This window comes from Streptomyces sp. NPDC003032, assembly GCF_053591415.1.
This window is the reverse complement of record NZ_JBSFTT010000004.1, coordinates 237,362-261,447: the sequence shown is the minus strand read 5'-3', so window position 1 is coordinate 261,447 and position 24,086 is coordinate 237,362. Positions and strand designations below refer to the sequence as shown.

Here is a 24,086-nt window from a genome sequence, read left to right as displayed (position 1 = left end):
TACGAAGGGTGTCGGGGCGTCGGGGTGTCGGGGTGGCTCAGGCCGTGTCGAAGACCTGGTCGCGGGCCTGGGTGAGGGCGGAGCGGAGGGCGCCGGTGAGGATCGGGTCGCCGTCGAGTTCGCTGACGCGGACCTGCGGGCGGGGCAGCGCGAGCCCGGTCAGCTCCTCCTCGACGCGCAGGCGCAGCTTGTCGCCGCCCGTCTGGGCCACCGAGCCGGACAGCACAACAAGCTCGGGGTCGACGACGGCGATGACCGCGGCGATGCCGGTGGCGAGGCGGCGGGCGACCTCGCCGAGGACGGCGTCGTCGGCGAGGGCTTCCGTCAGCGTCGCGTCGGGGCCCGCGAGCGCGCGGACGACCGGCGCGGAGACCTGGCTCTGGAAGCCGCCGCCCCCGTCGGGCCCACAGGTCGCCTCGGGTCCGCCTCTGGCCAGCGGGGCGCCCGGCAGCGGCATGTAGCCGATCTCGCCCGCGCCGCCGGTGGCGCCGCGCAGCAGGGTGCCGCCGAGCACGATGGCGGCGCCGACTCCCTCGTCGAGCCAGGTCAGTACGTAATTGTCGTGATCCTGGGCGGCGCCCTCGTACTGCTCGGCGACCGCGGCCAGATTGACGTCGTTCTCGATGACGACCGGCGTGCCGAGCACCGCGGCGAGGTCGTCGCGCAGGGTGCGGGAGTGCCAGCCCGGCAGGTGCGGGGCGTAGCGCAGCTGGCCGGTGTGCGGGTCGATGGCGCCGGGGGTGCCGATGACGGCGGCCCGCAGGTCGCCGTGGCCGAGGCCCGCCTGGCGCAGCGCCCCGTCGACGGCGTCCGTGACCAGTTGGGCGGTGCGGTGGGGCACGTCCTCGGCGGCGCGCCCGTCGGGGTCCGCCTCCACGCGCTCCCGGCCGAGGACGGTGCCGGTGATGTCGGCGACGAGCGCGGTGATGCCGGTCGGATCGGCGGACAGCGCGGCGACGTGCCCGGCGCCGGGGTCGATCTCGTACAGCAGGGCGTTCGGCCCCGGGCGCCCGCTGAGGCTGCCGGTCGTGTGCACGAGTCCGGCCGCTTCGAGCCGCCCGAGGAGCTGGGAGGTGGTGGGCTTGGAGAGGCCGGTCAGCTCGCCGATGCGGGTACGGGTGAGGGGGCCGTGGGTGACGAGGAGGTCCAGCACGGCGCGGTCGTTCATGGCGCGCAGGACGCGGGGGGTACCGGGGATACCCGGGGCTCCCGGGGTGCTCCCTGCTGCTGCCATGACGGCACCTGCCCTTCGCCTCCCGGTTGCCTGCTGCCCGTTGCCGGTTGCCTGCTGCCGGTTAACTGTTAGGAAACTTTCCAATTCGTGAGGACCGTAAGGCTGGCGTGAATGGGCCGTCAATAGCGAACGCCCCCGCGGCAACCAAGTCGTTACCTGTGGGGGCGGGGTGTTGCACGGGGTGCGGCGCGGTGTCCTATTCCTCCGTGTCCTCCGTGTCCTCCATGTCCTCCACGAGGAACGCCGTGTCGAGCTTCGGATAGGGCGCGGGGAGCGGCAGCGGGCGCCCCAGCTCCACCTCGACCTTGGTGGCGTAGCGGGCCTCGGCCGGCTCGCCCTCCTGGGCCGGGTCGGAGTACGCGAACGCCTTGCCCTGCTGGCGGTGGAGCAGCACGTAGAGAGGGATGCCCGCGGTGGCGTAGCTGCGGTACTTCGGTCCGGTGTCGGTCTCGTGGTTGCTGGAGGTGACCTCGCCGACGAGGGTGAGCAGCTCGATGGGGTACCAGCCTTTATGGGCCTTGCGGTAGGACTCGTCGAGCTCGCTGGGCCTGCGGCGGCGCACGTAGAAGTCGGGGATCACCAGAGCGGTGGTGCGGCCGCCTCTCGGGCCGATGCGGTAGCGGTTGCCGAAGCCGGCCAGGTGGATGCCCGCGGAGCGAAGCTGGAAGTAGATCTCCGCTGCCTCGTGGTTGTGCTCGTCATCGGGCTGTGGTGGCACGATGCCCATCCCCTCGAAGTACTCGGGACGAATCGGCACCTGGGATGCCTCTTCGAACGCGATCAGTAGATCGATGGGGTCCTGCTGCGGCAGCGTGCTCGGCTCGGTGATGGGATCGGCGCTCATCGCTGGTCCTCCCTGCCGCTGATGCCAGGCTACGCCCGTTCCGGGTGCCCCAACGGGAGCATGGGCGGCGCCTTCCTCGCGGACCGGGAAGATCGAGAACCGCTCACCCGAACGGGTGCGCGTGGGCGGCCCCTCCCGGTAACCGTCCACCACCGGCCGGGTTCAGTGCAGCGACGCTGTGAAGTGTGCCCAGGCTGCGGGGCTCAGGCGGAGTATCGGGGCGTCGGGGCCCGGGTCCTTGGAGTCGCGTATGGCGACGGTTTCGGGCACGTTGGCGGCTACTTCGACGCATTCGTAGTTGGCCGTGCTGTAGCTGGACTTCGTAAAGATGAACTCGGGCATGGGTCACATTTCCTTGCGTAGGCTGTCGATAAGGGTGGTGGAGTCGCGCGGGGCCAGGCTGAGGCGAGCGGTGCGGTCGAAGCGGTCGCTGTACGTGCGGCACTCTGCCTCGTTCTCGACCCAGGCCATGCCCGACACGGTGTCCGACTGGACTACGTCGAGGGCCTCGGCCTCTTCGAAAGAGACGATGCTGAAGGGGCCTGCGATGCACGGGTGCGCGCCCGCCCGAAAGGGCAGTACTTGCAGGTGTACATTCGGCAACTCGGTGAGTTCCAGCAAGCGTTCGAGCTGGGCGCGCATCACTTCGACGCCCCCGATCTGTTGGCGCAGTGCCGCTTCCCAGATCACCGCGTACAGCTGGAGGGCCTGCTCGGCGAAGAGTCGTTGCTGACGCTTCTGCTTGACCTCGACCCCGTGTTCAATGTCGTCCGGGGTGTCCCAAAAGCCTTCGCTCACGCCGAGTGAGCGGGTGTACTCGGGCGTTTGGAGCAGGCCCGGAACCAATGAGGGCTGCCAGTTGCGGATGTAGGTCGCGGCTTGCTCCATGGCGATGTATTCGGGCATCCCACCAGGAGTGGGCGTGTGGCGCCACCACCCCTTGGCCCTACGCCTTTCGCGGTCCAGCTTCGCCAACTCCAGCAACCGGGCAACGGCCTTGCGGTCCTCCAGCCCATAAAACTCGCACAGCACGCGGATGTCGGGGTCACGCATCGGGACCCATCCCCGCTCCATCTTCACGATCTTCGTGCCCGTGGCGTTGATGGACTCGGCGGCCTGTTGTTGCGTCTTCCCCGCGGCGTTGCGCAGGCGCAGTAGCTCGCCACCGAGCCTGCGTCCCAGAACAGTTGATGCGCGGGCACCGGTCTGCTGAGTGGATCGCGTCACGGTCACAGTGTGTCCCCGTCGGCATGGCAAGTCGACACTGTTCACCCCTTGGGGAAGAACTTCCCCGATTGGATTGCGCTTATGACGAACTTGTCACTACCTTCCGTACTCAACCGCTGACTCAGCGGCCCTGGCGCCAGGAGGTGCGCCCCACCATGGCCGAACCCGCCCGCTCAGGCCCGGCGCCCCAGCCGCCCCTCCTCCACGAGGACCGCCTCGACTACCCCGCCCAGCCCCGCAGCGTCACCCTCGCCCGCCGCAGGACCGCCCGCCTCGTCGCCGAGTGGGGGCGCCCCGGGCTCGCCGGTGACGCCGCGCTCGTCCTCTCCGAGCTGATGACCAACGCCCTGCTCCACGGCAGCCTGCGCGAGCGGCTGATTCGCGTACGGGTCGGTCTCAGCGCGGGCGCCCTCCGCGTGGAGGTGACCGATCCGCGGGGCGAGCGGCTGCCGAGTCCGCGCCCGGCGGTGGGGGAGGACCAGTTCGGGCGGGGGCTGCTGCTGGTGGCGGCGCTGGCCGATCGCTGGGGGTGGGAACCGAGGGTCGTCGGGAAGGCGGTGTACGCGGAGTGGGATCTCGCCGTCACCGAGAAGGCGCGACGCGAATGGCGCTAGCGTGGGCGTGTGCCGGAACGGCGCTCGACGAGCAGAAGGGACGGCCGATGACCATGCCGTACGCGGGCGGGGACCGTCCGCTCATTGACCGCCCCGAGCTCACGCTCCCGGCGCTCCGCCAGGCTGTGGCCACGGTGGTTCCGTCCCGGCTTCCCGAGTTCTTCGAGGACCTGCAGCAGGCCTTCGTACGGGCAGGGGACGAGGACAGCGTCGTACCGATCCGGATGTTCTACCGGCAGTGGGGCGTGGTCGTCGAGATCGAACGGCACCCCGAGACAGCCCGCCGTCTGCACGCCGCCGAGGCGGCAATCGACAGCGCGGATCCGGCGGAGCGGGACCGGGCGATCCGCGAGGCCGGAGACATCGTGCGCGCGGCGCATCGAGAGGTAATCCGGTGGCTGACTGGCACTGGGAGGAGTTTCGGGAAGATCTCCTCGACGGGCTGACCGACGAGGCGCGGGGCGAAGTCGAGCGCCTGGCGAATGAGATTGCGGTCCGTGAGTCCATGGTCTTTCTGGAGGGCGCCGCCTACACGGGGCAAGGCCCCGGAGTGCGGGATGAGGCCGAGGACTGCTCATGCTCACGTATCTGACGGATGTGCGCGGCCAGCGGATCGTGGTCGTTCAAGTGAGCTGGTTCGGCTGACGGGCGGTGGGCCCGCTCGCGGTCGGCCTCGTACGTCGGTGGGGGCGCCCGGAAGACTTCTCCGGGCGCCCCCACCGACGTACGAGCAACAAGGACTACTTCGCGAGATTCGGCGGCGGAGGCGGCGTGATCGGGGCCGTCGCCAGGGACTGGGGGGACGTCGCCGAGGCGTAGGCGGAGGGGGCCGCCACGCCCGCCGAAGGGTCGGGGGCTGCGGCCGTTTCCTCGGCGGAGAGCGGCAGGCCGCCCACAATGCGGATGTCCGCCTCGTCGAACGCCCGCTTGATGCGCCAGCGCAGCTCCCGCTCGACGCCCAGGGACTTGCCCGGCATCGTCTTCGCCGCGACGCGCACCACCATGGAGTCCAGGAGGACGCTGTCCAGGCCGAGGATCTCCACCGGGCCCCACAGACGCTCGTTCCACGGCTCGTCCTTCGCCATGGCCTCCCCGACCTCCGTGAGGACCGCCTTCACCTTGTCGAGGTCCTCGTCGGGGCGGACCGTCACGTCGACGCCCGCCGTGGACCAGCCCTGGGAGAGGTTGCCGATCCGCTTGACCTCGCCGTTGCGGACGTACCAGATCTCGCCGTTGTCGCCGCGCAGCTTGGTGACGCGCAGGCCGACCTCGATCACCTCGCCGGAGGCGACACCCGCGTCGATCGTGTCGCCGACCCCGTACTGGTCCTCAAGGATCATGAAGACACCGGAGAGGAAGTCCGTGACGAGGTTGCGGGCGCCGAAGCCGATCGCGACGCCCGCCACACCCGCCGAGGCGAGCAGCGGGGCCAGATTGATCTCGAAGGCGCTGAGGACCATCAGCGCGGCCGTGCCGAGGATCAGGAACGACGCCACCGAGCGCAGGACCGAACCGATCGCCTGCGAGCGCTGGCGGCGGCGCTCCACGTTCACCAGGAGCCCGCCGAGCGCCGTGCCGTCCACGGCGTTCGCCGTGCGGTTCATGCGGTCTATGAGCTTGGTGATGGCGCGCCGGACCAGGATGCGCAGGACGATCGCGATCGTGATGATCAGCACGATGCGCAGGCCGATGCCGAGCCACGCGGACCAGTTCTGCTCGACCCAGCTCGCCGCGTTCGTGGCGCTCTCCTGGGCGTCCTCGAACGTGGGCGGCTTCGGCTTCGGCGTGTCGTCCGGGTCCGTTCCGGCTGCCGACAGGACGGACAAGAGCACGGCAGGTACCTCCAGGTATCGCGGCCTGCCCGGCGGACGAGGACTCATGAGAAGTCATCGACGTGGGGACCGGGGGGACCGGGCAGACACACCACACTAACGGGGCATTGTGTGTGGATCGTTGTCATGTTCGAGGGAGAGACGGTGCTCACCTGGGCAAGAACCAGATGACGTGCCGGTACGGCGCCGCTGTGGTCGAAAACACTTCGAGCCCGTTACCGGCACATGGTGGCGCTACGACCAGGCATGAGGGGAGACTGACAGCCAGATCGTCCCGGCGCGAGCCACGCGCCGCCGGCGTACAAGGAGGCATCCGTGCCGCATGTCCTGGTCCTCAACGCGTCGTACGAGCCTCTCGGCGTCGTACCGCTCCGCCGCGCGCTCGTCCTCGTCCTGGAGAACAAGGCTCTCTGCCTCGAGGAATCCGGCGCCTTCATGCACAGCGCGACTCGCACCGTCCCCGCACCCAGCGTGGTCCGCCTCAAGCGGTTCGTCCGGGTCCCTTACAGGGGGCCCGTTCCTCTGACCAGGCGGGCGCTGTTCGCCCGTGACGGCGGTCGGTGCATGTACTGCGGTGGCGTCGCAACCAGCGTCGACCACGTCATTCCGAAGAGCCGGGGCGGCCAGCACGCCTGGGACAACGTGGTGGCCTCCTGCCGCCGCTGCAACCACGTCAAGGCCGACCGGCATCTCTTGGAGCTGGGCTGGAGGCTGCGGCACAAGCCCGCGCCGCCCTCGGGCCTCGCGTGGCGCATCATCGGGACCGGACATAGGGATCCGCGCTGGCTGCCGTACTTGCAGCCGTTCGGCGCGGACGACGCGATGGCTCGGATCGATGGCATTTCCGCCTAGCAATCGATCCGGGCCTTTGTTGTATGTGCGTACGCCTTTGTTCCTGCGCACGTACGGCTCGTACGCGGATGCCGTGCGCGGTCGCTACTCGTCGGCGACCGCGTACGCCTCCACCGACCAGAGCGAGTAGCCGAAGCGCGTGGCCCGCTTGTCGCCCTGCACGCGGATGTAACGCGTCTCACGCGCGTCCATACGGATCGCCTCGCGGCCGCCCTTGCCGTCCTTCACGGTCGCCGCCGTGCGCCACGTCCTGCCGTCGGCCGACGTCTGCACGCGGTACCCGGCGGCGTACGCGTCCTGCCAGCGCAGCACGGTCTGGCCCAGCCTGACCGGCTCCGCGAGCTCCACCTGCCACCACGCGCCGTCCTTCGCCGGCGACGACCAGCGCGTCGACGGGTCGCCGTCGTTGGCGGCAGACGCCGGAAAGTCCTCCGTCTCGTCGCCGGACGACGAGGCCTTCGCGCCGCGCGCCACATCCGGGCCCGCCGTCCGCGGGAAGGCGCGCACCGACACCGTCCGGGTCTCGTCGCCGAACGTGACCGGGATCTCGTACGTCCCTGAACGCGTGTCCGCCGGAACGGTGATGTCGACCGGCACCTCGACCTCCGTGCCGCGCGGCAGCGTGGTCGACGCGGGCACCCGCACCTCGATGCCCTCGACGCCCTTGGGGGCCTTGGGGACCTTGGCTTCGAGCTTCCCGCGCACACTGCCCGGGCGCAGAGAGCGCAGCTTCGCCATGACCCGCTGCGGCTTCCCGCCGATCTCCGCGTCGGCCTCGGTACGGGCCAGGGAGAGGCGGGCCTCGGGGGAGTCGGCGTACCAGGGGACGAGATGGCGGACCGTGCCGTCGGTGAGGGCGACGCGGACGGCGTCGGCACGCAGGCCCTTGGCGGTGGCCTGGCCGTGGGGCCCCTTGTCGTGGGGCCCCTTGTCGTGGGGCCTCGTGTCGTGGGGCCTCGTGACGTCGATCTCCGTGACGTCGAACTCCGTGACGTCGATCTCCGTGAAGCCGCTCTTCGCGAGCGTGCCGACGCGCTGCCAGCCCCTGCCCGGCACGTGCACCTCGACGCTGCCCTTGCTGCCGGGATCGGTCAGCGCCGTGACCGCCGCGAGCGTGCGGTCGCGGCCGAACCGGGCCGTCGCGCGGTCGGAGGCGCGCTCGCTGTCGGTCCCCGCCCAGGTCGCGTACGCCTTCTGCGCCCGGACGAGGAACGGGTCCAGCACGCCTTCGCCGACGGTGACGCCGCTCGCCTCCTTCAGCTCCTCGCGGAGCTTCGTCAGCTCACGCGAGGCGCGCCAGGCGGCCGCGCCGTCGCCGAGCGACTGGGCGCGCAGCATGTCGACGGCCCGCTCACCGGCCTCGCCGTACAGCGCCAGCTTCTCGATCCAGGGGCGCACCTCGCCGTCGAGCGCGCTGCCGGAGAGCCGCCGCGGCGCCTCCCGCATCACGCCGAACGCGGCGCGCAGACGCTTCGCGGAACCGTCGATCCCGGCCCGGTCCGTCGTCGTACGCGCACGCCAGAAGCCGTCCATGAGGGGCCGCAGATACGCCGATTCGTCGGCGCCGAGCACGGAGGAGGCGTCATTGCCGGCGAGGGCCCGCAGCGCGCCCCGCGCCTTCGGGTCGCCGCCCGCGAGGTCGTCGATCGCGGCGAGCCAGGACGCGTGAGGGCGGTACGCGCGGGGGTTCCAGGCGTAGTCAGCGGCCGTGAAGAGCGGGATGCGGGAGGCGGCGGGCTGCTCCATGGCGTTGCCGAGAAGGGCGGCCGAGCCGGTGGCGACGGCGGGCTGGCGGCCGGTGTAGGGGCCGAGGAAGATACGGTCCTGCGCGAAGTCGTTGACGGGGTAGTTGTCCATCGTCACCAGCGGGTGCGGGCCGAACGCCTCGCGGGCACCCGCCAGTTCGCGCCCGGTGATGGTCTTCGGGACCACGCCCACGCCCGTCCAGGCCACCTCGACACGGCGGTCCAGGTGGTCGGAGAGCGCCGCGCGGTACTCGGTCGTGCCGTCCTGGAAGTACTCGGTCGGCATCAGGGAGAGCGGCTTCGCGTCCGGGTGGCGCTCGGCCAGGTGCGCGGCGACGGCGTTGGCCACCTTGGCCTGCGCCTTCGCGGCGGCCTTCGGGCCCGTGCCGAACGTCTCGGCGTCCCGCTCGCAGTGCCACTCGCTGTAGCTGACGTCCTGGAACTGCAGCTGGAAGGCGCGCACGCCCAGCGCCCACATCGCGTCGATCTTGCGGGTGAGGTCCTCGACGTCCTTGTCGGAGGACATGCACATCGCCTGACCGGGGGAGACGGCCCAGGCCAGCGTGGTGTGGTTGGCCTTCGCGCGCGCGGCCAGGGCACGGAAGTCCGCGCGCTGGTCCGCCGGGTAGGGCTCGCGCCAGCGGGCCTGGCGGTAGAGGTCGTCGCCGGGGGCGTAGAGGTAGCGGTTCTGCTTGGTGCGGCCCATGAAGTCGAGCTGGGCGAGGCGCTGTTCGCGGGTCCAGGGGGTGCCGTAGAAGCCCTCGGTCAGACCGCGTACGGCGGTGCCGGGCCAGTCGCGGATCAGCACGCCGGGGAGTGTCCGGGTCTCCTTCGCGCCTGCCTCCCCCGCGACGCTCGCCTCGCCGGTGAGCTGCCGCAGGGTCTGCACCGCGTGGAAGAGGCCGTCCTCGCCGGCTCCCGCGAGGGCGACGGTGTCCCGCCCGTCGACGCGGCCGACGGCCAGGCGGTAACCGCCCGAGGGGAGATCGCCGCGCTCGCGTGCGCCGAGGGCGCGCAGGGCCCGGTCCGCGCCGGGGCCTCCGGCGCGGACGACGAGGGTGCTCCCGGCGGGCAGCGGGTCGCCTTCGCGCACTTCGGTGACGCGGAGGGCGCCGGTGTCGTGGAGGAGGGTGCGGAGGGCGTCCAGGGCGTAAGGGTCGTAGGTGTCGTAGCTGTCGTAGGTGTCGTACGGGTCCGAGTCGCCGGACTTGTTCTTGTTGTCCTTGCCCTCGTCCTTGCCCTTGCCCTTGTTCTTGCCCTTGTCCTTGTGGGTCCCGCTGTCGCCTGTCGTCACGAGGACGACGTCGTCTCCCACGGTGACGGCGTTGCCCGCGGCGCTCATCGACTGCGGGCGGGGCCAGACGGACGGCAGTGCGGAGTCGGTTCTGCGGCCGTTGGCGCCGGCGCCGCCGTCCGGGGACGTGGCCGGAACGCCGGGCCTGTCGGGCGTGCCCGGGGCCGCGAGGACGCCGGGCGCGCCGCCGAGCGCACCCGCGATGACGGCGACCGCGATGGCGACCGCGCCTTTCCTGCGCCGCAACTGCACGCCGCCCTCTCCCTGTTCTCCGGTCCTCGTTCTCCGGGGCTGCCTTCGGGGCCCCTGGAACCCCTGACATCACGTGTGGCAGTGAGCCCACCACTGAGGCGGCAAGGGTGTCAACGGAAGTGAAACGAAAGTGAAGGAGGGGTGAGGGGTTCTTCGTGGAGCTTGCGCGGACCGGAGGGATCCGGTTCGTCCGCGCGGGGTCCCGGGGTGCCTTCGCGCGGTGGACATCTTCCCGGCGGCCGCGGGTCCGGAGCCCGATCTTCCGGGGCGTGGAGGGCCCCGGGGAAACAACTCCCGCCCGGGTGGATCGATTGTGACCAGGGTCACGTTGGTGCAACCTATACGTCTGCGGCCCCGCGCAGTGGGTAGGGCTGCCGTGACCCACCCCCCTGACAAGGAGCTCCCACGTGGCCGCTTCCGCCAATCTTCTGCTCTCCGCCCTCTCCAAACAGGTGCCCGTCCCCTTCCCGGGCCAGGTCTCCAGCCCCGACTCCGGCCTGAACGGGTCCTGCTCCTGCGGCTGCCTGGAGCCGCCCCTGACCAGCGAGCCCCCGCTCGCCGACGCCGCGCCGCTCACCAGCGAGCCGCCCCTCACGGACGCCGCCCCGCTCACCAGCGAGCCCACCGCCACCGGTATGGCCTCGGGCCTGGACTCCATGGGGGTCTGATGGCCCTTTCCCGGCTGGCCGCCTCGTACGGCGTCGCCACCTCCTACTCCCCGTCTCCGGGGCGCACCCTCCCCGCCTCCGATGCCGCGGTCGTCGCGGCCCTCGCCGCGCTGGGCGTCGACGCGAGCACCCCCGACGCGATCCGCGCCGCCCTCGCCGAGCGCGAGACGCACCTGTCCGAGCGCCTCCTGCCCCCGACGGTGGTCGCCTGGACGGACGAGCCACTGTCCGAGGTGGCGGCTCTCCGGGGCCTGCCGCGGGGGACGCGGGTGCGGGTGGAGACGGAAGGGGGCGAGGTGATCGAGTGGGAGACGGCCGAGCCTCCTTCCCGCCCGCGTGCTCCGGCCCAGCAGCCATCGCCGCCGGGTGCCTCGCCCGCCGCCGCTAGCGGGCGGTCGGTGTCGCCGGACGCTTCCGCTGCTACTGAGCGGTCGGTGTCGCCGGGCAAATCCGCCGCTACCGAGGCGTCGGCGTCGCCGGGCAACTCTGCCCCTGCCGATCCGTTGGTGTCGCCGGGCAACTCTGCCCCTGCCGACCCGTCGGCGTCGCCGGGGAAACCAGCCTCCACCGAGCGGTCGGTGTCGCCGGGCAACCCTGCCCCCGCCCAGCCCTCGATGGCGCCGGGCAACCCTGCCCCCGCCCCTACCCGGCCGTCGAAGTCGCCGGGTGAACGGGTGGGTGGGTGGGAGAGCCCGCCGCGGAGCGGCGGAGGGGGCGGGCCGGGGTTCGGGGTGACGTTGCCGGCAGGCGTCCACGCGATCCTCGTACAGAGCCGCGACGGCAGACAGGCGCGGGCCCACCTCATCACCGCCCCCCGCCGGATCAAAACCCCGGCGACCCGCAGTCACGGGCTCCTCGTCCAGCTCTACTCCCTCCTCTCCCGCCGCTCCTGGGGCATGGGCGACCTCGGCGACCTGGCCGAGCTGACCGCCTGGTCCGGGCACGTGCTGAACACCGGTTTCGTCCAGGTCAACCCCCTGCACGCCGCCGTGCCGAGCCCGCCGGACGGCCCCGGCGGCGACCCGTCCCCGTACCGCCCCTCCTCCCGCCGCTTCCCCGACCCCGTACACCTGCGCGTCGAGGCCGTCCCGGAGTTCGCCCACCTGACGGGCGGGGCCCGCGACCGGGCGGACGCCCTGCGCCGCGAGGCCGAGCGGCTGCGCGAGGCGGTCCTTCGCGAGGGCGGGCTGATCGACCGGGACGCCGTCTGGGCCCTCAAGCGCGAGGCCCTCGAACTGCTCCACGAGGTCCCCCTCGGCCCCGGCCGCCGCGCCGCCTACAACGCCTTCCTCGCCGAACAGGGCACCGCCCTGGAGGACCACGCCACCTGGTACGCCCTCACCGAGGCCTACGGCCCGGACTGGCACTCGTGGCCCGCCCCCCTGCGCGACCCGTCCTCGCCCGCGACCGCCCGCGCCCGGCGCGCGCTGATGGACCGCGTCGACTTCCACTGCCGCCTCGCCTGGCTCACCGACACCCAACTGGCCGCCGCCCAGCGCACCGCCCGCGAGGCGGGCATGGACATCGGCCTGGTCCACGACCTCGCCGTCGGCGTACACCCCGGCGGCGCCGACGCCTGGGCCCAGCAGGAGCACTTCGCGCCGCGCATGACCATCGGCGCGCCGCCGGACGCGTTCAACGCGCGCGGCCAGGACTGGGGCCTGCCGCCCTGGCGCCCGGACCGCCTCGCCGCATCCGGTTACGCCCCCTACCGCGCCCTCGTGCGCGGCCTGCTCCGGCACGCGGGCGCCCTGCGCATCGACCACGTCATGGGGCTGTTCCGCCTCTGGTGGGTCCCCGAGGGCCGCGACCCCACCGAAGGGACGTACGTCCAGTACGACGCCGAGGCGATGCTCGCCGTACTCGCCCTGGAGGCACACCGCGCCGACGCCCTCGTCATCGGCGAGGACCTCGGCACCGTCGAGCCCGGCGTGCGCGACACGCTGCGCGAACACGGAGTGCTCGGCACCTCGGTCCTCTGGTTCGAACGGGACTGGGCCGGCACGGGCCGCCCGCTGCCCGCCGCGAAGTGGCGTACGGACTGCGTGGCCACCGCCACCACGCACGACCTGCCGCCGACCGCCGCCCGCCTCACCGGTGAGCACGTCCGACTCCGCCACGACCTCGGCCTGTTGACCCGCCCCCTGGCGGAGGAGCAGTCCGAGGCCGCCGCCGACGTACGCGAGTGGCTGGGCCTGCTCTCGCGGCTCGGCATGCTGCCCGGCGGCATGGGCTGCGAGGAGGACGAGATCCGCGCCGTGCACCGCTTCCTGCTCGCCACGCCGGCCCGCATGCTCGGCATCTGGCTGCCGGACGCGGTCGGCGACCGCCGCCCGCAGAACCTCCCCGGCACCTGGGACGAGTACCCCAACTGGCGCCTGCCGATCGCCGATGCCACCGGACGCCCCGTCACCCTGGAGGACCTCGCCGCCTCCCCGCGCCTGCACGCGCTCATGGCCGTCTTCCGGCAGACCGACGTCCGGCGGACCGACGTCCAGCAGGCTGAGGAGAAGCGCGACACGTCCCGTACGGCACCCCCGGGCGCGCGACCCGTTTAGGAGTTCGCTACGTTGGCACCGTGGACAAGAAGAACGCTCTGCGCGCCGGCGCCCTGGCCTCCGGCACGACGCTGATGATGCTGCTCATGTCGTCCCCCGCGCTCGCGCTCACGCGCGACGACGGCGACGACCCGGGCCCCCGTCTGAGTGTCATCGAAACGCTCGGCCTCTATGTCGCCGCGCCCATCGTGCTGTTCCTGCTGATCGCGGGCCTCGTGATGGTCGGCGACAAGTCGCGCAAGCAGCAGAAGCAGGGCTGACGCCACACTTTCACGGCCTGCGCCTTCACGGCCCGCATCTTCACGGCCCGCATCTTCACGGCCGCTCGGCCGTCAGGTAGCGCTGGAGGGTCGGCGCCAGCCAGGCCGTGATCTCCTCCCGCGTCAGCGCGGCCGACGGCGGGAACCGCAGCACGTACCGCGTCAGCGCGAGGCCCATCAGCTGCGCGGCGCAGAGCGCGGCCCGCGCCGGCGCCGCGTCCGGATCGGGGCAGACCTCGCGCGCGACGGGCAGCAACTGCTCGGCGAAGATCTTCCGCATGCGCTCGGCGCCCGCCTGATTGGTGATGCCCACGCGCAGCAGCGCGGTGAGCACGCCCGCGTCCTCCCAGAGGTTCAGGAAGTGCCCGACGAGGATCTGTCCCACGTCCTCGCGCGGCACCCGCGTGAGATCCGGCATCCGCAGATCGACCGAGGTGGCGGCCGCGAAGAGGCCCTCCTTGTTGCCGTAGTAGCGCATGACCATCGACGGGTCGATGTTCGCGTCCCTGGCGATGGCGCGGATCGTGGCGCGCTCGTACCCGTCGGCGGCGAACCGCTCGCGGGCCGCCGCGAGGATGCCCGCGCGGGTGGTGTCGGAGCGGCGGGGCGGCGCGTCGGACGCGGGGGCGACGGGAGTGTTCTCGGTCATGCCAACAAACGTAGGCCAACACCTGTTGACAGTCCATAGCGGCGGTCCTACGTTGGCCAACAAGCGTTGACCAACAGGTGTTGGCATCGGCATCAGGAGGCGGCCATGAACGGTACGACCACCGAGCACGACGGCACCACCGAGCACGACGGCACCACCGAGTACGACGGCACAAGCGAGAGCCCCGGCACAAGCGAGAGCGCCAGCGCCAGCGAGAGCCCCGGCGCCAGGAGGAGCGAGGGCGCGAGCCGGAGGGAGCGCGGTGTCGCGGTCGTGGGCGCCGGCCCCACCGGGCTGCTCCTCGCGGGGGACCTCGCCGCCGCGGGCGTCCCCGTCACCCTCGTCGAGAAGCGGGCACGCGGCATCAGCAACCTCTCCCGCGCGATGGTCGTGCACGCCCGCACCCTGGAGCAGCTCGACGCGCGGGGCCTCGCCGACGAGCTGGAGGCGAAAGGGCGGCCGCTCGACAGGCTCCGCCTCTTCGGCCGCCTCACGCTCGACCTCGCGAACCTGCCCTCCCGCTTCCGTCACGTACTCGTCCTGCCGCAGTACGAGGTCGAACGCGTCCTGGAGCGGCGCGCGGCCGACGCCGGGGTGCGGTTCGCGTACGGGACCGAGGTCGCGGGGCTCACCCAGGACACGGACGGCGTGACGCTCGAAGTGCGCGGCCCCGATGGCGGGTCGGGCGCCCTGCGCGCCGCCTACGCCGTCGGCGCGGACGGCCTGCACAGCGGGGTGCGCCAGGCGGTCGGGCTGCCCTTCCCCGGCAAGTCCGTCATCCGCTCGCTCTTCCTCGCCGACGTCAAGCTCGCCGAGAAGCCCCCGACCCTGCTCACCGTCAACACCGTCGGTGACGCCTTCGCCTTCATCGCGCCCTTCGCCGACGGCTACCACCGCGTCATCGGCTGGAACCGCACCCGCGACGTCCCCGACAGCGAGCCGCTCACCCTCGACGAGGTCAGGAGCGTCGTACGGCAGGCGCTCGGCCGCGACTTCGGGATGCACGACGCCCGGTGGATGTCCCGCTTCCACAGCGACGAGCGGCAGGCACCCGCATACCGCGTGGGGCGGGTCTTCCTGGCCGGGGACGCCGCGCATGTCCACTCCCCGGCCGGTGGGCAGGGCATGAACACGGGTCTCCAGGACGCCGCGAACCTCAGCTGGAAGCTGGCCGCCGCCGTCAACGACCGAGCCCCGGACGGCCTGTTGGACAGCTACGAGGCCGAGCGGCATCCGGTCGGCAGAGCGGTCCTGCGCAGCAGCGGCGGGCTCGTCAGGCTCGCGATGGCCAAGCACCCGTGGACGCTGGCCGCGCGCGCCGCGCTCGCCGCCGTCGTGAACCACGTGCGTCCGGTGCGGACCAAGGCGGTCGGCCAGATCACCGGCATCGGCATCGGCTACCCGGCCCCGAAGGGCGCCCACCGCCTCGTCGGGCGCCGGGCCCCCGATGTCGTACTCAAGGAGGGGCGGCTCTACGAAGCCCTGCGTGCGGGCGAGTTCGTGCTCATCGCCCCTCAGGGCGTGGAGTACGCGGCGGAGGGATGCGCGGTGTCGGCGCACTGGGCGAGCGCGCGCCGCACGACGGTGCTGGTGCGGCCCGACGGATATGTGGCGTGGGCCGCGGAGGAAGCGGACGCCGGGGCGGTGGAGGCGGGGCTGGGGGAGTGGGGCTTGGCCGGGTGAGGGTTCGCCTGGGGGCGCGTCGATCGGACGATCGTTCAGTTCTGCTTCAAGTAAATGGCTGAAAGTTTCGATGGACGTGATGTGATCCGGGCTGCGACGGTGGTCCGCACATGACCGAGACCGAGACCCCCCGCAGTGCCGGGGAGAGAGGCAAGGGATACCTCGTGGCCGTCCTCGACCGGACCCCCGCCCCCACCCCCACCCCTAGTGCGCCGACCGCCACGGCGAGCGTCGCGCGCCCCATCGGTGCCGGCCTCGCCCTCGCGGCCCTCGCCACCGTCGTCTGGTCGGGCAGCTTCGTCACCTCCCGGGCCCTGCACGACAGCGTCCCGCCCATCCAGCACGCCTTCTGGCGCTGGATCATCGCCATCGCGGCGGTGGCGCCGTTCGCGGCGCGGGAGACCTGGCGGCAGCGGCACCTGCTCCGCGAGCACCTCCGCTTCCTGCTCCTCGCCTCCCTCTTGGGCGTCACCGTCTACAACACGCTGGTGAACCAGGCCGGCATGACGACCACCGCGGGCAACATGGGCATGATCATGGCCGCCTCGCCCGTCCTCATGGCCGTCTACGAACGCGTCGGCGGCGTCCGGCTCGGCGCGCGTCGCGTCGCGGGCATGCTCGTCGCCTGCGCCGGCGTACTGCTCCTGGTCAGCAAGGGCTCCCTCGCCATGGACTTCGCGGTCGGTGACCTGTGGGTGATCGCGGGGGCGCTCTCGTTCGGCTCCTACAGCGCGCTCCTCAAGCGCAGGCCCGCGGCGATCGGCGGACTGCCCTTCCTCTTCTCGACGTTCGTGCTCGGCGCGCTGATGCTGCTGCCGGTCTTCGTGGCCAGCTACGCCACGCAGGGCGGCTTCGAACCGACCGTCGGCACGGTCTCCCCGCTCCTCTACGTGGGCGTGGTGTCGTCGGCGATCGCCTTCTTCGCCTGGAACAAGGCCATCTCGATCATCGGCGCCGCACGCGCCGGCGTCATCTACTACCTCCAGCCCGTCTGCGTGGCCCTGCTCTCCTTCGCGCTGCTCGGTGAGGCGATGGGGTGGCTCCAGGTGCTGTGCATGGGCCTGATCCTCGGCGGGGTCGTGCTCGGCACGGCGGCCCGCGCGAAGTAGGGCCGGGGGCGCGGCCTCGTGGGAACGGCTCTCCCGGCCAGTCGGTACGTTGGCTCCATGAGCGAGTGGGACATCAAGAAACTGCAGATCCTGCGTACGTTGAGCGAGCGGGGCACCGTCACGGCGACGGCGCAGGTGCTGCGGATGACGCCCTCGGCGGTGTCGCAGCAACTGTCCAACCTCGCCAAGCAGCTGGGCGTACCGCTCCTGGAGGCCCACGGCCGCCGGGTCCGGCTCACGGATGCCGCGCACCTCGTGCTGCGGCACGCGGAAGCGGTCTTCGCCCAACTGGAGCGGGCCGACGCTGAGTTGGCCGCGTACGCTCAGGGCGAGGCCGGGGAGGTGCGGGTGGGGGCCTTCTCCACCGCCGTGCCCGCGCTCGTCGTGCCCGCGGTGCGGGCGCTGCGGGAGGCGGCGCCGGGGATCTCCGTACGCGTACGGGAGACCGAGGCGGCGGAGGCGTACGAACTTCTCGCGGCCGGGGAGGTGGACGTCGCCCTGTCCCTCGCGGTGCAGGCGCCCGCGTCGCCCGACGCGGACACCCGCTTCACCCGGGAGTCGCTCGTCGCCGACCCGCTGGACGTGGCGCTGCCCGGCGGCCATCCGCTGGCGGCGACGGAGGGTCTCCGGCTCGCTGATCTGGCCGGGGAGCCGTGGATCTTCGGGGGCAGCGGGCCCTGGTCGGAGATCACGCGGGCGGCGTGCGAAGGGGCCGGGTTCACGCCCGAGCAGGCGCATTCCGCGTCCGGGTGGACGGCGATCCTCGCGATGGTGGAGGCGGGGATGGGGGTGGCGCTGGTGCCGCGGATGGCGGCGGTACGCCGTGACGGCGTCGTCATGCGGGATCTGGGGGCGGAGCGGCCTCGGCGGCATGTGGTGGCAGCGGTGCGGTGTGGGGCCGCCGGTGGGGCGGCCGTCTCCCGTGTCCTCCACGCCCTCCGCGCGGCGGTCCCGGGGCGCCCCGTGCCGTAGCCCCCGCCGCCCACGGCCCGCGCCCCACGCTGCGCGCGCCCCGCTCCCGCCCGCCCGTTACTCGGCGTCTGTCAGGTGGCCGTGTCGTCGCCCGCGGGCTGTCCCCGCCCTGTCCCGCGCTGCGCGCGGCCGTCTCCCACCCACCCGCCCGTTGCCCGGCGTCTGTCAGGTGGCCGTGTCGTCGCCCGCGGGCTGTCCCCGCCCTGTCCCGCGCTGCGCGCGGTCGTCTCCCACCCACCCGCCCGTTGCCCGGCATCCGTCAGGTTGCTGTGTCGTCGCCCGCGGGTCGTTCCCACCCGACCCACCCGTTGGCCCGCGGCCGAGAACTGTCGGAGGCCGGGAGGGTTCCCGGCCCATGCGGGGTGAACGGGTGGGTGGGTGGGAGACGTCCGCCGCGAAGCGGCGGGGTCGTGGGCGACGGCCCGCAGTCGATGACGGCGAGTCATCGCCGCCCGGCAGACCCCGCCCGGCAGACCCCGCCCGGCAGACCCGCCGGGAGACCCCGGCAGACCCCCGACCGGAGCCCAAGAGGAACCGCTCCCCCGCCCGGCCCGAGGGCTACGCGTCGACGGCCCGTGCCCGAAGCGCCCTCTCCACCCCCGCCCGCGACTCCGTGATCAGGCGGCGCAGGGCCGATGACGGGTTCGCCGAGGCGAGCCAGGTGTCCGTGGCGTCCAGGGTGGACTGGGAGACCTGGAGGGTCGGGTAGAGGCCGATGGCGATCTGCTGGGCCATCTCGTGGGAGCGGGAGTCCCACGCCTCCTTGACCGCGGCGAAGAACTTCCCGGCATAAGGCGCCAGCAGCTCCCGCTGGTCCGTCTGGACGAAGCCGCCGATCACCGCCTCCTGGATCGCGTTGGGCAGGGAGTCGGACTCCACGACCGAGGCCCACGCCTCGGCCTTGGCCTCCTCCGTAGGCCGCGCCGCCCGCGCCGACGCCGCGTGGCGTTCGCCCGCGGCCGTCTTGTCCCGCTCCAGCTCCGCCGCGATCCCCGCCTCGTCGAGGCGTCCCGTCGCCGCGAGCCGGCTCACGAACGCCCAGCGGAGTTCCGTGTCGACGGCCAGGCCGTCGATCGACTCCGTGCCGTCGAGCAGCCGCTCCAGGAGCGACAGCTCGGCGTCCGTGCGGGCCGTCGCCGCGAAGGCCCGTGCCCACGCCAGCTGGTGGTCGCTGCCCGGTACCGCCGAGCGGAGGTGGGCCAGGGCCGCCTCCGTCCAGCGCGCCAGCGCCGCCTCGCGGCCCGCCGGCGCCGCGTACAGGTCGAGCGCCAGCTTCACCTGCCGGTGCAGCGACTGCACGACGCCGATGTCGGACTCCTTGCCGATGCCGGACAGGACCAGGGAGAGGTACTCCCGCGTCGGGAGTTCCGCGTCGCGCGTCATGTCCCAGGCCGAGGCCCAGCACAGCGCCCGCGGCAGCGACGCCTCGAAGTCGCCGATGTGGTCCGTGACGAAGGCGAGGGACTCGCTGTCCAGGCGGACCTTGGCGTACGAGAGGTCGTCGTCGTTGAGGAGGATCACCGCCGGGCGGGCCTTGCCCACCAGTGCGTCCACCGCCGTCAGTTCACCGTCGACGTCCAGCTCCACACGCTCCGTGCGGACCAGCTTGCCGGACGCCTCGTCCACGTCGTAGAGGCCGATCGCGATCCGGTGCGGCCGCAGCGTCGGCTCGCCCTTCGCGCCCGCGGGCAGCGCGGGAGCCTCCTGCTTGACGGCGAAGGACGTGATGACGCCCCGCGTGTCGACGTCCACGACCGGGCGCAGCACGTTGATGCCCGCCGTCTCCAGCCACTTCTTCGACCACGTCCTCAGGTCGCGCCCGCTGGTCTCCTCAAGGGCGCCGAGCAGGTCGGACAGGCGCGTGTTGCCGAACGCGTGCCGCTTGAAGTACGCCTGCACGCCCCGGAAGAACTCGTCCATGCCGACGTAGGCGACCAGCTGCTTGAGGACGCTCGCGCCCTTCGCGTACGTGATGCCGTCGAAGTTGACGAGGACGTCGTCCAGGTCGCGGATGTCCGCCATGATCGGGTGCGTCGAGGGCAGCTGGTCCTGGCGGTACGCCCATGTCTTCATGGAGTTGGCGAACGTCGTCCAGGAGTGCGGCCAGCGCGAGCCCTCCGCGTACGCCTGGCAGGCGATGGACGTGTACGTCGCGAACGACTCGTTCAGCCAGAGGTCGTTCCACCACTCCATCGTCACCAGGTCGCCGAACCACATGTGGGCCAGCTCGTGGAGGATGGTCTCCGCGCGCGTCTCGTACGCCGCGTCCGTCACCTTCGAACGGAACACGTACTGGTCGCGGATGGTCACCGCGCCCGCGTTCTCCATCGCGCCCGCGTTGAACTCCGGGACGAAGAGCTGGTCGTACTTCGCGAACGGGTACGCGTAGTCGAACTTCTCCTGGAACCAGTCGAACCCCTGCCGCGTCACCTCGAAGATCGCGTCCGAGTCGAGGAACTCGGCGAGCGAGGGGCGGCAGTAGATGCCGAGCGGCACCGACTGGCCGTTCGGACCCTCGTACGAGGAGTGCACCGAGTGGTACGGGCCGACGATCAGGGCCGTGATGTACGAGGAGATGCGCGGCGTCGGCTCGAAGGACCAGACGTTGCCGTCGGGGCCCTTCGGCTCGGGCGTCGGCGAGTTGGAGACGACCGTCCAGCCGCTCGGTGCCTTCACCGTGAACTGGAACGTCGCCTTGAGGTCCGGCTGCTCGAAGCTCGCGAAGACGCGGCGCGCGTCGGGCACCTCGAACTGCGTGTAGAGGTACGCCTGCTGGTCGACCGGGTCGACGAAGCGGTGCAGGCCCTCACCGGTGTTGGTGTAGTCGCAGTCGGCGACGACCTTCAGCTCGTTGGGGCCCGCCTCCAGGTGCTTCAGCGCGATGCGCGAGTCGCGGAACACGGCGGCCACGTCCAGCGAGCGGCCGTTCAGGACGGCCTCGTGGACCGCGGGGGCCACCAGGTCGATGAAGGTCTCCGCGCCCGCCTCCGCGGAGTCGAAGCGCACCGTGGTCACGGACCGGTAGGTGCCTCCCTCCTGTGCTCCGGAGAGATCGAGGTCGATCTCGTACGAGTCAACGGTCAGCAGCTTCGCCCGCTGCTGCGCTTCTTCGCGGGTCAGATTGGTGCCGGGCACGCGGTCATCTCCTCGGATACGGGTTCGGTACGGGGTTTTGCACGGGGTTCTGTACAGCGTTCTGTACGGGTTTTTCGGGGTGCGACTTGTGGTGTTTCCGGCCATCCTTCCATGCGGGTTCGCCCGCACGCCCGGGCCATTGTTCTACCGCTGCCGTGCCGCTACGCTCCGCGCGACCGCCCCGGCCGGGGCAGGCCGCCGACCACGGCTTCGACCACGGCGCCCTGGCCACGGCGCCCCGGCCACGGGGCTTCGGCCAAGCGGCTTCGGCCACCTGCCGGGCGTGCGGCCACAGGGACCACAGGGGGATGTGGGAGATGCTGGGGATCGAGAGGGCGGGCCGCGCCGGGCCGTCCGTACGGCAGCCATGATCGACGTACTGGTGGCGGGCGCGGGCATCGGAGGGCTCACCGCCGCGCTCGGCCTGCACGCGGCGGGCATCGGCGTACGCGTCGTGGACGCCATGGACGAGCTGCGCCCGGTCGGCGTGGGGATCAATCTGCTGCCGCACGCCGTACGGGAGTTGACCGGGCTGGGGCTCGGCGGTGAGCTGGCCGCGACCGCGGTGGCACCCGACGCCATGGTCCACTTCGACCGGCACGGCAACCGCGTCTGGGGCGAGCCGCGCGGCCTCGCGCTCGGCCACCACTGGCCGCAGTACTCCCTGCACCGCGGCGCCCTCCACCTGCTCCTGCTCGACGCGGTGCGCGACCGGCTCGGCGACCACGCGGTACGCACCGGCACCGCCTTCGTGCGCCTCGCCGAGAGCGAGGGGAGCGCGCTGCGCGTGATCCTGCGGGACATGGCGCGCGGCAGGGAGTACGCGGTGGCGGCGCGGGCCCTGGTCGGGGCGGACGGGCTGCACTCGGCGGTACGGGCCATGCTGCACCCCGGCGAGGGGCCGCCGCTGTGGAACGGCATCCGGATGTGGCGCGGCGTCACCGAGTGGCATCCCGTGCTCGGCGGCCGGACGGTCGCGGTGGCGGGCAGCAACGCCGCCGCCAAGCTCGTCGTCTACCCGATCTCGCGGCCGGCCCAGGAGCGTGGCCGCGACGTGCTCAACTGGGTGGCGGAGGTGCGGTTCCCGCGGGCCCACCACCACGCGATGGCGGGGCCCGCCGACTGGAACCGCTCCGGGCGGCTCTCGGACGTGCTGCCGTACTACGCGGGGTGGCGCATCGGCGACCTCGACGTGCCCGCGATGCTCTCCGCGACGCGGCACATCCTGGAGTACCCCATGGTCGACAGGGATCCGCTGGCCCGCTGGGGCCGGGGCCCCGTCACCCTGCTCGGCGACGCGGCGCACCCCATGTACCCGGTGGGGTCCAACGGCGGCTCCCAGGCCATCCTCGACGCCTGCGTCCTCGCCCGCTGCCTCGCGTACGCCTCGCCGGACCGGGAGGCGGGGCTGCGGGCCTACGAGGAGGTGCGCAGGGAGCCGGTCAACGCGATCGTCCTCGCCAACCGGGACATGCCGGCCGACTGTGTCCTCCAGACGGTCGCGGAGCGGGCGCCCGAGGGCTTCGACCGGGTGGAGGACGTTCTGACCCCGGAGGAGCTGGGGGAGCTGGACGTCGCTTACCGGAGAACGACGGGGGACGGCCTCTGGCCCTGAGCGGTGCGGCTCGCTCTTGGCTCGGTCGATCACCGGCTTCGCCGAGTTCGTCCTCAAACGCCGGACGGGCTTGAATCCCGTTCGCCGGCAGCGTCGTCAGTACGACGTCCGGAAACCGCCAGCCCCGCCCCCGCCCCACGCGCGAGGCTCGGCTCCATGACCACCACCTGTCACACCCCCCTCCCCATCACCCCCGACGCCCTCACCCAGCTCCGTGACGTCGACGACGCGGGGCAGCCCTGCGTCCCGTACGTCGACCCGGAGGGCGGCCACCCGCTGCGGTGCTGTCTGCGGCCCGTCGCGCCCGGTGAGCGCGTCGCGCTCGTCTCGTACGCGCCCCTGCGCCGCTGGGCCGCCGAGAGCGGCGCGCGTCCCGGTGCCTACGACGAGCAGGGACCCGTCTTCATCCACGCCGACCCCTGCGAGGGGCCCGCCGAGGAGCGTGACGGCTACCCCTTCTCCAGGGCCGGGGCCCTGCGCACGATCCGCCGTTACGACGCCGAGGGGAGGATCGTCGGCGGGCGGCTGCTGGAGATACCCGAGGAGGAGACGGAAGGGTTCGACGCCGCGTTCGCGGAGGCCTTCGCCGACCCGGAGGTCGCCCTCGTGCACGTCCGCGCCGTGGAGTACGGCTGCTTCCACTTCGAGGTCCGCAGGGCCACCTGATCAGCCCACGTCATCACCGGTGAGCGCCCGCGCGAACTCCCGCACCCGCGCCGTCTCCCCGTCCCGGTGCCACACCATGCCGAGCACCGAGTCCGGCAGCCCGTCGACCGGCACGAAGACGACGTCCTTGCGGCCGTGGTACTCCGCCGTCGGACGGCACAGCAGCATCGCGCCCCGGTCCGCCGCCACCAGCGTCAGCCCCTCCTGGAGCGTGCGGACCGCTGGGGCGGGGACGCCGGACGGGGCGTGCGCCGCGCGCCAGTACGCGGGTGCCGGCGCGGTCGCCGCGATCAGCGGGGTCTCCTTCAGCTCCGCCGCGGCGAGCGAGTCCCGGCCCGCGAAGGCATGCCGCACCGAGACGGCGACGGTCTGCCGCTCGCTGGAGAAGACCGGGCCGAGGACCAGGTCCGGCTCGGCGACCGGCAGCAGTACGGTCGCCGCGTCCACGTCGCCGTGGCGCACCGCCCCGAACGGGTCGGCGAAGGGGATCTCCACGATCTCCGTCACGCAGGCGGGATGCCGTTCCTGGAAGGCCGCGATGGCCCCCATCAGGCAGGCGTCCGCGGTCCCCTGGAAGCCGATCCGCAGCGTGCCCTCCACGCCCCGCGCCGCCGCCCTCGCCCGTTCGACGGTCGACGCCAACGCGTCGTACGAAGGACGTAGTTCCGTGAGGAAGCGCTCGCCGAGCGGGGTCAGCCGGACCCGGCGGCTCGTACGCTCGACGAGCCGGGCGCCGATCCGGCGCTCAAGCGCGGCGAGCAGCTGACTGACGCGGCTCTGCGAGACGTACAGCCGCTCGCCTGTCCGCCCGAAGTGCAGCTCCTCGGCGAGCACGAGGAAGCATTCGAGCTCCCGGATCTCCAGCCCGTTCACTTCC

At 72.4% G+C, this 24,086-nt stretch carries 20 protein-coding genes; 11 read left to right on the top strand and 9 right to left on the bottom strand.

The window, feature by feature from the left end; translation table 11 throughout:
• Window positions 1–37: 37 nt before the first annotated feature.
• The 4 genes from ACWDZ7_RS07820 to ACWDZ7_RS07805 form a co-directional block, all read right to left on the bottom strand.
• Window positions 38–1,234, bottom strand: coding sequence for an ROK family transcriptional regulator (locus ACWDZ7_RS07820; RefSeq protein WP_451795729.1), 1,197 nt, complete (start codon window positions 1,232–1,234; stop codon window positions 38–40).
• Window positions 1,235–1,430: 196 nt separating this feature from the next.
• On the bottom strand, window positions 1,431–2,078 hold the full coding sequence (locus tag ACWDZ7_RS07815) for a Uma2 family endonuclease (protein WP_451795728.1): 648 nt from the start codon (window positions 2,076–2,078) through the stop codon (window positions 1,431–1,433).
• 162 nt (window positions 2,079–2,240) lie between these two features.
• Window positions 2,241–2,420 carry a DUF397 domain-containing protein gene (locus tag ACWDZ7_RS07810; protein ID WP_451795726.1) on the bottom strand — a complete coding sequence of 60 codons (180 nt, stop codon included), beginning with the start codon at window positions 2,418–2,420 and terminating at the stop codon, window positions 2,241–2,243.
• A 3-nt stretch (window positions 2,421–2,423) separates the two neighbouring features.
• Window positions 2,424–3,305, bottom strand: a complete 882-nt coding sequence (locus ACWDZ7_RS07805) for a helix-turn-helix domain-containing protein (protein ID WP_451795724.1) — start codon at window positions 3,303–3,305, stop codon at window positions 2,424–2,426.
• A gap of 155 nt (window positions 3,306–3,460) precedes the next feature.
• Here ACWDZ7_RS07805 and ACWDZ7_RS07800 point away from each other — a divergent pair, with 155 nt between their 5' ends.
• Together ACWDZ7_RS07800 and ACWDZ7_RS07795 are read left to right on the top strand one after the other, a co-directional pair.
• On the top strand, window positions 3,461–3,919 hold the full coding sequence (locus tag ACWDZ7_RS07800) for an ATP-binding protein (RefSeq protein ID WP_451795722.1): 459 nt from the start codon (window positions 3,461–3,463) through the stop codon (window positions 3,917–3,919).
• A gap of 47 nt (window positions 3,920–3,966) precedes the next feature.
• Complete coding sequence (locus ACWDZ7_RS07795) at window positions 3,967–4,365, top strand: hypothetical protein (RefSeq protein WP_451795720.1); 399 nt, start codon at window positions 3,967–3,969, stop codon at window positions 4,363–4,365.
• Between the two features lie 294 nt (window positions 4,366–4,659).
• Here the strand turns inward: ACWDZ7_RS07795 and ACWDZ7_RS07790 are convergent, their stop codons facing one another.
• Window positions 4,660–5,799, bottom strand: coding sequence for a mechanosensitive ion channel family protein (locus ACWDZ7_RS07790; RefSeq protein WP_451795718.1), 1,140 nt, complete (start codon window positions 5,797–5,799; stop codon window positions 4,660–4,662).
• A gap of 267 nt (window positions 5,800–6,066) precedes the next feature.
• Here ACWDZ7_RS07790 and ACWDZ7_RS07785 point away from each other — a divergent pair, with 267 nt between their 5' ends.
• Window positions 6,067–6,603, top strand: a complete 537-nt coding sequence (locus tag ACWDZ7_RS07785) for an HNH endonuclease (protein ID WP_451795716.1) — start codon at window positions 6,067–6,069, stop codon at window positions 6,601–6,603.
• Between the two features lie 84 nt (window positions 6,604–6,687).
• Here the strand turns inward: ACWDZ7_RS07785 and ACWDZ7_RS07780 are convergent, their stop codons facing one another.
• Window positions 6,688–9,894, bottom strand: a complete 3,207-nt coding sequence (locus ACWDZ7_RS07780) for a beta-N-acetylglucosaminidase domain-containing protein (protein ID WP_451795714.1) — start codon at window positions 9,892–9,894, stop codon at window positions 6,688–6,690.
• A gap of 407 nt (window positions 9,895–10,301) precedes the next feature.
• Here ACWDZ7_RS07780 and ACWDZ7_RS07775 point away from each other — a divergent pair, with 407 nt between their 5' ends.
• From ACWDZ7_RS07775 to ACWDZ7_RS07765, 3 genes are read left to right on the top strand one after another with little or no spacing between them, the layout of a single operon-like run.
• Complete coding sequence (locus ACWDZ7_RS07775) at window positions 10,302–10,562, top strand: hypothetical protein (protein WP_451795712.1); 261 nt, start codon at window positions 10,302–10,304, stop codon at window positions 10,560–10,562.
• Window positions 10,562–13,120, top strand: coding sequence for a 4-alpha-glucanotransferase (gene malQ / locus ACWDZ7_RS07770; protein ID WP_451795710.1), 2,559 nt, complete (start codon window positions 10,562–10,564; stop codon window positions 13,118–13,120). The genes ACWDZ7_RS07775 and malQ overlap by 1 nt, the downstream gene beginning before the upstream one ends.
• Before the next feature lie 20 nt (window positions 13,121–13,140).
• Entirely contained in the window at window positions 13,141–13,380 is a 240-nt protein-coding gene (locus ACWDZ7_RS07765) for a hypothetical protein (RefSeq protein ID WP_451795709.1), read from the top strand.
• Between the two features lie 55 nt (window positions 13,381–13,435).
• On the opposite strand, the gene ACWDZ7_RS07760 is transcribed toward ACWDZ7_RS07765, so the two are convergent.
• The gene (locus tag ACWDZ7_RS07760; protein ID WP_451795708.1) at window positions 13,436–14,029 is read right to left on the bottom strand and encodes a TetR/AcrR family transcriptional regulator; all 594 of its coding nucleotides are present in this window, start codon (window positions 14,027–14,029) and stop codon (window positions 13,436–13,438) included.
• 105 nt (window positions 14,030–14,134) lie between these two features.
• On the opposite strand from ACWDZ7_RS07760, the gene ACWDZ7_RS07755 reads away from it, so the two are divergent.
• The 3 genes from ACWDZ7_RS07755 to ACWDZ7_RS07745 all read left to right on the top strand — a co-directional run bounded on the left by ACWDZ7_RS07755 (window position 14,135) and on the right by ACWDZ7_RS07745 (window position 17,793).
• Window positions 14,135–15,712: an FAD-dependent monooxygenase gene (locus ACWDZ7_RS07755; protein WP_451795706.1), complete on the top strand. Its 1,578-nt coding sequence runs from the start codon at window positions 14,135–14,137 to the stop codon at window positions 15,710–15,712.
• Between the two features lie 110 nt (window positions 15,713–15,822).
• The gene (locus tag ACWDZ7_RS07750; RefSeq protein ID WP_451795704.1) at window positions 15,823–16,821 is read left to right on the top strand and encodes a DMT family transporter; all 999 of its coding nucleotides are present in this window, start codon (window positions 15,823–15,825) and stop codon (window positions 16,819–16,821) included.
• Between the two features lie 57 nt (window positions 16,822–16,878).
• Entirely contained in the window at window positions 16,879–17,793 is a 915-nt protein-coding gene (locus tag ACWDZ7_RS07745) for a LysR family transcriptional regulator (protein WP_451795702.1), read from the top strand.
• Between the two features lie 558 nt (window positions 17,794–18,351).
• Here ACWDZ7_RS07745 and pepN read toward each other — a convergent pair.
• Window positions 18,352–20,928, bottom strand: a complete 2,577-nt coding sequence (gene pepN / locus ACWDZ7_RS07740) for an aminopeptidase N (protein WP_451795701.1) — start codon at window positions 20,926–20,928, stop codon at window positions 18,352–18,354.
• Window positions 20,929–21,295: 367 nt separating this feature from the next.
• Between pepN and ACWDZ7_RS07735 the strand changes: the two genes are divergently transcribed.
• Both ACWDZ7_RS07735 and ACWDZ7_RS07730 read left to right on the top strand, forming a co-directional pair.
• Entirely contained in the window at window positions 21,296–22,543 is a 1,248-nt protein-coding gene (locus ACWDZ7_RS07735; protein ID WP_451795699.1) for a flavin-dependent oxidoreductase, read from the top strand.
• Window positions 22,544–22,699: 156 nt separating this feature from the next.
• The gene (locus ACWDZ7_RS07730) at window positions 22,700–23,209 is read left to right on the top strand and encodes a DUF1203 domain-containing protein (protein ID WP_451795697.1); all 510 of its coding nucleotides are present in this window, start codon (window positions 22,700–22,702) and stop codon (window positions 23,207–23,209) included.
• Here the strand turns inward: ACWDZ7_RS07730 and ACWDZ7_RS07725 are convergent, their stop codons facing one another.
• Window positions 23,210–24,082, bottom strand: coding sequence for a LysR family transcriptional regulator (locus tag ACWDZ7_RS07725; protein WP_451795696.1), 873 nt, complete (start codon window positions 24,080–24,082; stop codon window positions 23,210–23,212).
• Window positions 24,083–24,086 lie beyond the last annotated feature (4 nt).

Bases quoted from the DNA above. Each gene is read 5' to 3' on its own strand.
- ACWDZ7_RS07750 (WP_451795704.1), top strand. From the start codon at position 15,823: ATGACCGAGACCGAGACCCCCCGCAGTGCCGGGGAGAGAGGCAAGGGA.
- ACWDZ7_RS07730 (WP_451795697.1), top strand. From the start codon at position 22,700: ATGACCACCACCTGTCACACCCCCCTCCCCATCACCCCCGACGCCCTC.
- ACWDZ7_RS07760 (WP_451795708.1), bottom strand. From the start codon at position 14,029: ATGACCGAGAACACTCCCGTCGCCCCCGCGTCCGACGCGCCGCCCCGC.
- ACWDZ7_RS07815 (WP_451795728.1), bottom strand. From the start codon at position 2,078: ATGAGCGCCGATCCCATCACCGAGCCGAGCACGCTGCCGCAGCAGGAC.
- ACWDZ7_RS07800 (WP_451795722.1), top strand. From the start codon at position 3,461: ATGGCCGAACCCGCCCGCTCAGGCCCGGCGCCCCAGCCGCCCCTCCTC.
- ACWDZ7_RS07795 (WP_451795720.1), top strand. From the start codon at position 3,967: ATGACCATGCCGTACGCGGGCGGGGACCGTCCGCTCATTGACCGCCCC.
- ACWDZ7_RS07790 (WP_451795718.1), bottom strand. From the start codon at position 5,799: ATGAGTCCTCGTCCGCCGGGCAGGCCGCGATACCTGGAGGTACCTGCC.
- ACWDZ7_RS07745 (WP_451795702.1), top strand. From the start codon at position 16,879: ATGAGCGAGTGGGACATCAAGAAACTGCAGATCCTGCGTACGTTGAGC.
- ACWDZ7_RS07735 (WP_451795699.1), top strand. From the start codon at position 21,296: ATGATCGACGTACTGGTGGCGGGCGCGGGCATCGGAGGGCTCACCGCC.
- malQ (WP_451795710.1), top strand. From the start codon at position 10,562: ATGGCCCTTTCCCGGCTGGCCGCCTCGTACGGCGTCGCCACCTCCTAC.
- ACWDZ7_RS07755 (WP_451795706.1), top strand. From the start codon at position 14,135: ATGAACGGTACGACCACCGAGCACGACGGCACCACCGAGCACGACGGC.
- ACWDZ7_RS07810 (WP_451795726.1), bottom strand. From the start codon at position 2,420: ATGCCCGAGTTCATCTTTACGAAGTCCAGCTACAGCACGGCCAACTAC.
- ACWDZ7_RS07820 (WP_451795729.1), bottom strand. From the start codon at position 1,234: ATGGCAGCAGCAGGGAGCACCCCGGGAGCCCCGGGTATCCCCGGTACC.